Annotated in this window: 2 protein-coding genes; one reads left to right on the top strand and one right to left on the bottom strand. The window is 54.3% G+C overall.

Going from position 1 to position 889, the window contains the following annotated elements:
* Nucleotides 1-25: 25 nt before the first annotated feature.
* Nucleotides 26-400: a succinate dehydrogenase, cytochrome b556 subunit gene (sdhC, locus tag CFE47_RS31290; RefSeq protein ID WP_016979564.1), complete on the bottom strand. Its 375-nt coding sequence runs from the start codon at nucleotides 398-400 to the stop codon at nucleotides 26-28.
* Nucleotides 401-764: 364 nt separating this feature from the next.
* Here sdhC and CFE47_RS31285 point away from each other — a divergent pair.
* On the top strand, nucleotides 765-889 hold a 125-nt coding region (locus tag CFE47_RS31285), incomplete at its 3' end, for a hypothetical protein (protein WP_286843061.1).

The following is an 889-nucleotide window of genomic DNA, read 5'->3' as shown; positions in this document are numbered from 1 at the left end:
GAACGCGAAAGGTTCGTAACGCTGGTTACCATATCCAAACTCCTGCCAGAACGATCAGCACCACGGAAATGGCGATGATGATTTTCGAGCCCAGGCGGCCGCCTTCCAGCGTCTCACCGATACCCGCATCCATGATCAAGTGGCGCACACCGGCTACCAGGTGATACAGCAGAGCGGACAGGAGGCCCCATGCTACGAACTTGGCCAGCGGGCTGGTCAAGCATGCCTTCACCTCGGCGTATCCTTCCTCGGAACCCAGGGATTTGCTCAATGCATAAAGCATGATGCCCAAGCCCAGGAACAGGATGATGCCGGAAACACGGTGCAGGAACGACGTAACGCCGGTGATGGGGAGTTTGATGGTCCTTAGGTCTAGGTTTACAGGTCGTTGGCTATTCACGGCTTTTTTTCACACTGAAGAGCCCCTAACAATCAGGGCAAAGTTGTTGGGGAGTGCACTGGTCAGGTAAGCACCACCCAGGGAGTGCGACCCCCAATGAAAGCAAGCCCAAAAGCCCTTGGCGGTCGGTGGCCGAGTATAGACAGTTAGGTTACTAATGACAACGCGCTCACCTCACCCTAATAGCTGATTGCGCTGGCGGGATAAAAGGCGTAAATGGCAGTCAATTTCGAGGAAAAAGTACGGTTAAAGCCTTCTGGTGCAAGACTTTAGGCAAATTGACATCTGGATTTATATCAATATAGTGGTGCGGGCCCTGCGTGGGGGGTCTGTCTGATGATTTGAAGCATAAATAGGAGGCCACATGGCTGACAAAAAAGCGCAGTTGATCATCGAGGGCGCAGCCCCCGTCGAGCTGCCCATTTTAACCGGCACCGTTGGTCCCGATGTTATCGACGTACGGGGCCTGACGGCCACGGGCCGTTTCAC

Origin of the sequence: Pseudomonas sp. PGPPP1, assembly GCF_002255865.1 — a bacterium.
GTDB classification, from domain to species: domain Bacteria; phylum Pseudomonadota; class Gammaproteobacteria; order Pseudomonadales; family Pseudomonadaceae; genus Aquipseudomonas; species Aquipseudomonas cremoris.
This window is presented reverse-complemented; position numbering and strand designations above follow the sequence as displayed.